The sequence below is a fragment of the Rhizobium sp. P2_G2 genome (assembly GCF_056403555.1).
In genome coordinates this window covers 1-7,854 of record NZ_JBFUFF010000175.1, presented here as the reverse complement: position 1 = coordinate 7,854, position 7,854 = coordinate 1, and the positions used below count along the sequence as shown (strand labels likewise).

Here is a 7,854-nt window from a genome sequence, read left to right as displayed (position 1 = left end):
GCCGCGGGTCTTCTCCCCCCTTGTGGGGGAGATGGCCGGCAGGCCAGAGAGGGTGTCCCAAGCTCTGCCGCCAACCTAAGCCCTCCGCCTGTTCGGCGACACCTTCGCTGCGGGCCGCGCCGCGCCAGCCGGCTTCGGGCGCATCACCGAAGCCGATGCGACATGACACAACCGCCCCCTCGCCTATTTCCGCCTCACCCGCGCTCCCGGCAAGCATGCCTATTCCGGCGACAGGTCTGATAGTCTGCTGCGGCTGAGCGAACGATCACGCTGCCATTGCGCATTGGTCGGGTCGGTGGCGACCAGTCGCTCGTCGATGGCGAGACTGGTTTCACAGGCCCTGCGCGCCTCCGGCAGATTGCCCTCGGCAACCAGGATGGTGCCGATCCTGCGATAGCTCCTTGAGAGATCGCGCTGCCACTGCATGTTGGAAGGATCGGCCGCGGTCAGCGTTTTACGAATGAGAAGGCTTGCCTCATAGGCCTTGCGCGCCTCCGGCAGATCGCCCTTAGCCTTCAGCACGTCGCCCAGTTTTTCGTTGGCAATCGAGAGATCGCGCTGCCATTCCGCATTGTCGGGGCGGTCATTCGACAGGCGTTGTGTGATCGCGAAAGCCGCTTCATAGGCCTCCTGCGCCGCCCCCAGCTCACCCTCCTTGAGCAGCAGGTCGCCAAGTTTTTCCAGGCCGATCGTCAGATCGCGCTGACATTCCCTGTCGTCCGGATCGGCAGCCGCCAGCCGCTGGCGAATGGCGAGGCCAGCCTCATAGGCGGCCCGCGCGGCCGGCAGATCGTCCGTCGCGAGATCGCCGGTCCTGGTGTAACAGATCGCCAGGTCGCGCTGCCATTCCGTATTCTCCGGATCGATGGTCACCAGCCGCTCTGCGATTGCAAGGCTCGCCCGATAGGTGTCGCGCGCCGCCGGCCGTGCCCCCTCGGCGAGCAGGATGTCGCCGAGATCGTCGTGGGCGACCAGCAGATCGCGCTGCCATCGCCCATTGTCCGGATCGGTGGCGGCCAGCCGCGTAGCGACCGCGAGATTGGCCTCATAGGCCGCGCGGGCGGCCAGAAGGTCGCCCGCCTTTGCCAGCAGATAGGCGAGTTCGTTGTGGCAGATCGAGAGATGATGCTGCCATTCGAGATTGTCCGGATCGCCGGCCGCCAGCCGTTCCACTCTTGCCAAGCGCGCCTGACGATAGGCACGCTCGGCCGCAAAATTGCCCTCAGGCGCGGGAGGAGGATCGAAATCCTCCCCCGCCCTCAGAAATTCGAGCGCGATCGGGTTTGCCTGACCGGCCTGCACTCTCGCATGGTCACGCAGCGACACGCCATCCGGCATCCCTTCGAACAGCGGGTAGAAATGCGCCGTGAGCGCCGCCTCCCGCTCGATTTCCTTTATGCGCCTTTCGAACCATCTCGTCCCATCGGCGAGAGCCTCGTCGAGTTCATCGTCCGTCAGATCCCCGTCTTCGGCAAATCTCGGAAACAACTCGTAGAAATGCTCGTGAAACGCATCCTCGTCGAAGTCATCGCCGAGGTCGTCGGCAAAATTTTCCGTGAGATATTTGAAAACATCCGCGTCCGGACAATCATGCACTGCCTTGAAGACGGCAAATTTTATGTCGGTATCGTCAGGCATAGGGTCTTTTTCTGCACTGTTTGTCATGGCCGCCGGTTTGGGGCTACCTGTGCGGGGAACCTAGCTGGGCGATTGCAGTGAGGCAAGGCAAGCTGGCGGGTGCGAAATCAGCAGTTGCAGGCAGGTCAGCGCGCTTTCCAGCCCGGCGCGTTTTCCAGGACGGGTGGGAAACACGGCTCAAACTCGTAGCCGGCATCCCACGGAGGATCGACGACATAGGATGGATCACAGTATTCTCGTAACCACTGGGCTGCGCGGTCTTCGCAATAACCCGCGTTAAGTGGCGCGCCCTCTTCGTCCAATTCGAGGTTGTTCGTGAATATTGTATACAGCCTCTCCATGGCGCTTGGATCTTGAAGCACCTCAGAATAATCTATGCCCTCCAGCACTTGGGCATGGCCAACGGAACCGTTGGCGATCCACAGGGAAAACCGCGCTATCACCCCGCGAAGATCGGGATGCATTCTCCGAGGCTCGCCTGAACTTTTTTGATCACCCATACACATCTCCTCATGCCCGGCGTTCGAAAGCACATTTCACGCCCGACAACAAGAAACGACACACAAGACGCCCAAGCGTTGCAACAAATCAGGTGCTTCGGCACCCGACCGAGGGAACGTTTCGAGCCAAAATCCACCTCACGGCAGCGCCATGCCCTTCCGCCGGCACCATGCGAGGATGTCTGCGCTTCGCCTGTCATTGTTGCCGATCGCCACCATAGCAATAGCAGGCTTGCCGTTGGTGTCGTTCCCGACCACACCGAAGAAGGGCATTTTGTCCGAAGAACTGCTGGCGTCCACGCTGACATAGCCGCAAGCCGTGAGCACCCCCACCGCGCTTCTCATGCCCCGAATTGCGGAAATGACTGCAGAGGCAGGTTTTTTCAGTTCTTGCCGGACCTCCTGCAGCAGCACCGCCGCTTCGTCCGCTGTCAGCACCGTCGGTGTGCCAAGCCTGGCGTCTGCAGCATGCGCGGTGGAAAGGCAACTGGCATCGAATATCAGGATCGCGACGATAAACAGAGACGTCATGGCATTGTTCTCATGAGCAGATTTGAATGGCCGGGCAAGAAAGCAGGCATCGTGATCCCTGTCCGACACGACATGATTCAGTGTGGGCAGGGATAAGCTGCCGCAAGGGCGCTGCGGATGAGCACCGCTGCGGTGTTTTACTTGTGGTCGCGCCGCGCGTGAAGATAGGCGACGACGACGCGCAGCAGTTCCGGCACCTTTACGCTCCCCGGCGGGCAAAAGGGCGTTGCTGCGCCGAGCTCCGCTCGCTCCAGCGCCACCGCATCGACCACCCCGGCGATCGCGCCGAGGCACAGGCCGAAGTTAAATGAACCGGTCTCCTTGATGTCATGGTCTTCGGATTTCATCAAAAACTCCGCGGACGTGCAGGCGACGCTGAACTCCGGAGCCGAAAGATGCGCCGGCGCGGTGTCGCGCTCGTCGGCTCGACCTTGCAGGGCGCAAAGGACAAACATCAGCGCAAGGACCAAAGCCCTTCGCCCAAATTGGCAAATGTGCATCGAATTCTTCCCCACGTCTTCTCCGCATATGATCCGGCGCCGACCCGGGTCTGCACTTCGATTGGCTCAGCTTGAACCTGCTGGTTTCGACGGCCGAAACCGTTGACAAACTGGGTCGCGGACGTGAAGCCTGAAAGGGCCGCCGACGGTGGTGCCTTGATTGCCCGTCACCTCTGCCTTTTGTCGTCCAGAGGCAAAATTACCGGTCCTTTGTCATCCGGCGGCAAAATTTCGGGGTCCATGACCGGGTTGAAGACCTCGTCGATCAGCACCGCGCCACCGACGCCGAACAGGAAAATCGGGATCAACCACATTTTGAGCGATGTCGGCCCCGCGAAGAGAAACATGAAAACCAGACCGGCGCCCCCAAGTGCCGCCAGCACAATGCCAACCGCGATCGATCTCTTTCGCCGCCAGTAACGCTTCGTCATCATGCCCCCTTGCAAAGAACTGGCCGCAGCCGATGTCAGCGTGACTGCATCGCCGCCAATACCCATTCCACCTGTTTGACTATCTTGAGTAAAACACTTGAAACTTTCAAGCATCGAGGCCAGACGCGCTCACACTTGCCGTTGCCGTAAATCCGCCGGTGGCCGCCGCAAACTCGCCAAAACCATAGTCCGCCAGCGCCGCCCGAATGTGATCGCAGAGCTCCACGCCGATCACCTCGATCATGGCATAGGGCGTGGCACCCGAAGAGCGGCCATGATGCGGGTGGATCGTGCCGAGCTTGCCAATCAAGAAATCCTCGGCGGTTGGGTCACCCGAAGGGCCGGGCGCATTTGCCGTGCGGCGCTTGCCGTATGGACTGCCGGCGTGGATATGGGCTGGCACAAGAAGCCCCCGTTCCGGCGGCGCGTTCAAGGCAGGGCTGAAACATTAGAAACACCCCTGCCCGCAACGCGGTGTCTTGCCGATACAATTGCGGCCTACTTGTTGGGCCAGGCAAAGCCAACCGGAAGACGGACATGAACAAGCAAATCCACATCGATCCCAGCCAGCAGACCACCTATAAGGCCAACCACGCCGATACGACCTATTTCCTCGACAAGGGCGATGTGCTTGACCCGATGGGGGATGGCGTGGACGCATTTTCCGGCGTCACCGGCCGCGATTTTCACATTGCCGGCGCGCTCAAGGGCGGTGATGCGCTCAACATCGGCGATCTCTTCACCCACAAGGGCGCGGGCGACCTGACCGTCACGCATTCCGGCTCGATTTTCGGTAAATTCCAGGGCGTCACGAGCCAGGGCAATGGTCAGACGATCGAGAATGCCGGCCAAATCAGCAGCGACGGGCTCGCTCTCGAGGCTGAGGGAACGCGGACCCACCTGACCAATACCGGAATGATGACCGGTAAGACCGGGGTAAATTTCGACGGCGACAGAGCGTTCCTGGACAATAGCGGCAAGATCTTCGGCACGTCTGACGCCGTTATGGCCTGGGGCGATCACAGCATTCTCACGAATAACGGTCTGATCTCCGGCGGTCACGACGCGGTGAGCCTGAGCGGCGATCATTCGCGCCTGAGCAATGCCGGTTCCATCGTCGGCGTGAATGCGGGCGTCATCGTCGCCGACTTTACCAGCGCCGAGCCGCATTTCATCGGCAATACCGGCCATATCACCGGCCTGTTTTCGATCTATGGCAGCGATGGCCAGGATTTCGTCCGCAACAGCGGCACCCTGTCGGGTGCCGTGGACCTGCGAGGCGGCAATGACGTCTTCGACGGCAGGGGCGGCGTGGCCGCCGACGAGATACGTGGCGGAGACGGCAATGATCTTTTCATCGTCAGCCACAAGGTGACCATCACCGAATATGTCAACGAGGGCTATGATATCGTCAAATCGAGCGTGTCGTTCACATTGCCACAAAATTGCGAGGAACTGCATCTCACCGGCAAGGGCAACATCGACGCCACCGGCACCACATCGTACGAGATGATCGTCGGCAATCGCGGCGACAATGTCATCGACGGCCTTGGCGGCGGCGATGAACTGACCGGAGGTGCGGGAGCCGACACGTTCGTCTACAAGAGCGGCTATCAGGCAGCCTACGTGGTCGACGCCGAGATACAAGGACCGTCTCACGACCTCATCGACCTCTCGGCCACCACCCTGCACAGCTTTGCCGACGTGCTTGCGCATGCCACCAACGGCCCCTACGGCGTCACCATCGACTTCGGCAGCGGCGACACGCTGGTGCTGCATGATCTCCACAAGGCCGATATCCACGCCGGCGATTTCATCTTCGCGTGATGCCCGTGTCGCCGGCCGAGCGCCGGGCGGATAAGATCATTCACAAATCGGTCCATCGCCAAACAGGAGCGAGTGCTTAGACATCGATTGCGAGCTTGCTCAGATCCATGAACATGATCGGATGCCGGCTTTCCCGATTGGGCTCCATGTCCAAAAGGGTGAAACCGCATCTCCCATAAAAATTGACAGACGACCGCTTCGCATCGACCACAACGAAGCGGCATCCGACATTCGGGCAGACAATGCCCTTGGCGACACCGAGGGCAAAGTAGAGCAGTTTCGGCCGCTTGGCGCCGAAAATCAGCTCAAATCATCGGCGGGAGCCCGTCGCCATCGTTTCTGGGAATGTCCATTCGTTGATAGCGCGGGCCGGGCCTTGTTGCCTTGTAAAAGATGAAGCCAACCATTGCGGCAATGCCGGCAAGGGCCAAAACGCCAATCACAACGTGGCTCATCATGTCACTCCGTCGGTAGACGACTGCATTATATCTCAACCGAAGAGCAAGTCACGCCAACTCCGTTAGACGAGGTGCGTGGCGGCCAAAATTCATCTGCCGCAAAAACCAGAAGCTCTTGCACGCGATCAAATCGCGGCACTCGATCTCGGAGAAGTTCGTGAATCAGAAAAGCCGCGACGTTCATTTCATGAATCTCGGAGCCCGACCGAAAACCAAGAATCTTGACGAAGCGTTTCTAGCCGGAAACTCTCTGATTTCTGAGACATAGCGAGCGAAGCAGCTCCATTGCCTTGCGAACGGACGCCCCGCTGTGCAACATCGACCCCACGGATATCGGACAATGTCCGGTGCGACAGAGGAGATATGTCATGTCGGCATTGGTGCGCGGCGCATTGCCGGGATGGTGGAAGATCGCGTCTTTTCATGTCGAATTGCAAGATACCGGCGAGTGCGTGGACGCTTACGGCGTCGACCCTCTCGGCCACATGGTCATCACCGAGGACAGGATGATGTCGATCCTCACATCCAGGGAGCGCACCGACAAGGAGGCCGCAGCGCTCTTCGAAACGATGATAGCCTATTCTGGCTCATACCGTGTGGAGGATGAGGGCAGGCTCGTCATAGAGGTAGACACAGCCTGGCATCCGGCCTGGGTCGGCTCTGAGCAAGTTCGATTCTTCCATGTTGACAGCGACACCCTGTCAATAACCACGGCTTGGCAAACCCATCCGAAGTTCCCGGGGCGAATGGCGCGCGGCGTGCTGACGGCGCAAAGGTTATGAGCGTCGATCCGGGTATGGGGTCCGGGCGCGGGTCGACGGGTGCGGAAATCGAGGTTTCCGTGGCCACCTAACCTTGCAGGCGTGCACAGCGTGCCAGGTTGTTCCTGACCACGAGATAGTGAAAGGGCCTGATCACGTTGAGATACGTGACGCCGAGGCCATTGTGGCAATGCACGACGGTCGTCGCGGTGAGCTGCGTGCCGGTTGGAGAATGGCTGCGGAGCAGCGATAATYGGAAGTCCAGGTGGCGGTCATCCTCACCCAGCACAATCTCGTCCTCGCCTTCCCATTGCACCGGGAAGAAGCCCACGCGTTCGTTGCTTACCCTGGACGCCCGGACCTCGCCGCTGGTTTTGACGCCAAAGGGCGTCACCATGGCGTCGCGCACCGCAAGCAACGCCTTCTGCCACGCGGGCGGATCGCCGACCGCCTGGGTCGCCAGCGCGCGCATGCTGTCCTGTTCCGATGAACTCAAATCGATGCTGTAGCTATCGAGCAGGCTGGCGTTCTCGTACCAGCCTGCAACGGCGCTTTCAGATGGCGGCGTGGTCCGGCGCACAGGCGCCTTGCGTTCTAAACCCATGCCGAAAACTCCAGCCCGGCAGCCTTTGCGATAGCTGCCAAATGTTCATATATCGTCGGTGTCTTTCAGAGCCCAGGACCGCCCAGAGCTGCTCCAATGACACGGCGAACGGACGCGGCGACACCATCAAGATTGTCTGTGCCCATATACGCCTGTGAATTGCCATCGCTGTCCGCCTGGAGGCTTACGCAATCTGGTGCAGAAATCAAGAATCTTGGGGTTGATCGGCAGGGCATCATGTCGCACTCAAGCGCTACGGCGTGCTGTCGATGGAACTGCCCGGTTTCAGCCGCTCGCGCGCCCTGGCAAAGCAATTGCCGGCCGGCTTCTCCACCGCCGACGATGCCATCGGCATCCTGATCGGCCTGCAGCGTTCGGGCGTCCTCTGAGGTACGTGTAGAGTGCCGTAAGGATTCAGAAATATTCGATCCGCAATGCGATGAAGCGGGAGTTGGGGATAGAGGAGCTGAAGACGGCGTGAGGTTTGGGGGGGTCATTGAAACGTGGGGTGGCAGGGTTATTCCATTTACCCGCCAAGAAGGCGAGGTGTCGGATATTAAGAAAGACCCTCTCTGGCCTGCCGGCGTTCGTCGCTGAAATCGAT

The 7,854-nt window shown here is 60.1% G+C and carries 10 protein-coding genes; 2 read left to right on the top strand and 8 right to left on the bottom strand.

Annotated features, from left to right (window positions below):
* Positions 1-219 precede the first annotated feature (219 nt).
* The 6 genes from AC1D06_RS40770 to AC1D06_RS40745 form a co-directional block, all read right to left on the bottom strand.
* On the bottom strand, positions 220-1,638 hold the full coding sequence (locus tag AC1D06_RS40770; protein ID WP_477991147.1) for a tetratricopeptide repeat protein: 1,419 nt from the start codon (positions 1,636-1,638) through the stop codon (positions 220-222).
* A gap of 125 nt (positions 1,639-1,763) precedes the next feature.
* The gene (locus tag AC1D06_RS40765) at positions 1,764-2,138 is read right to left on the bottom strand and encodes a DUF7677 family protein (RefSeq protein WP_477991146.1); all 375 of its coding nucleotides are present in this window, start codon (positions 2,136-2,138) and stop codon (positions 1,764-1,766) included.
* A 138-nt stretch (positions 2,139-2,276) separates the two neighbouring features.
* Positions 2,277-2,738, bottom strand: a complete 462-nt coding sequence (locus AC1D06_RS40760) for a hypothetical protein (protein ID WP_477991145.1) — start codon at positions 2,736-2,738, stop codon at positions 2,277-2,279.
* A 68-nt stretch (positions 2,739-2,806) separates the two neighbouring features.
* Positions 2,807-3,139, bottom strand: coding sequence for a Rap1a/Tai family immunity protein (locus AC1D06_RS40755; protein WP_477991144.1), 333 nt, complete (start codon positions 3,137-3,139; stop codon positions 2,807-2,809).
* Positions 3,140-3,336: 197 nt separating this feature from the next.
* Complete coding sequence (locus tag AC1D06_RS40750; RefSeq protein ID WP_477991143.1) at positions 3,337-3,714, bottom strand: hypothetical protein; 378 nt, start codon at positions 3,712-3,714, stop codon at positions 3,337-3,339.
* Positions 3,707-4,003, bottom strand: a complete 297-nt coding sequence (locus AC1D06_RS40745) for a hypothetical protein (protein WP_477879796.1) — start codon at positions 4,001-4,003, stop codon at positions 3,707-3,709. The genes AC1D06_RS40750 and AC1D06_RS40745 overlap by 8 nt, the downstream gene beginning before the upstream one ends.
* A 134-nt stretch (positions 4,004-4,137) precedes the next feature.
* On the opposite strand from AC1D06_RS40745, the gene AC1D06_RS40740 reads away from it, so the two are divergent.
* Both AC1D06_RS40740 and AC1D06_RS40735 read left to right on the top strand, forming a co-directional pair.
* Entirely contained in the window at positions 4,138-5,427 is a 1,290-nt protein-coding gene (locus AC1D06_RS40740; protein WP_477991142.1) for a hypothetical protein, read from the top strand.
* A gap of 826 nt (positions 5,428-6,253) precedes the next feature.
* Positions 6,254-6,667 carry a lipocalin-like domain-containing protein gene (locus tag AC1D06_RS40735; RefSeq protein WP_477991141.1) on the top strand — a complete coding sequence of 138 codons (414 nt, stop codon included), beginning with the start codon at positions 6,254-6,256 and terminating at the stop codon, positions 6,665-6,667.
* A 67-nt stretch (positions 6,668-6,734) separates the two neighbouring features.
* Here the strand turns inward: AC1D06_RS40735 and AC1D06_RS40730 are convergent, their stop codons facing one another.
* The gene (locus tag AC1D06_RS40730; RefSeq protein WP_477991140.1) at positions 6,735-7,250 is read right to left on the bottom strand and encodes a DUF2867 domain-containing protein; all 516 of its coding nucleotides are present in this window, start codon (positions 7,248-7,250) and stop codon (positions 6,735-6,737) included.
* A gap of 414 nt (positions 7,251-7,664) precedes the next feature.
* On the bottom strand, positions 7,665-7,854 hold a 190-nt coding region (locus tag AC1D06_RS40725; protein ID WP_477991139.1), incomplete at its 5' end, for a hypothetical protein.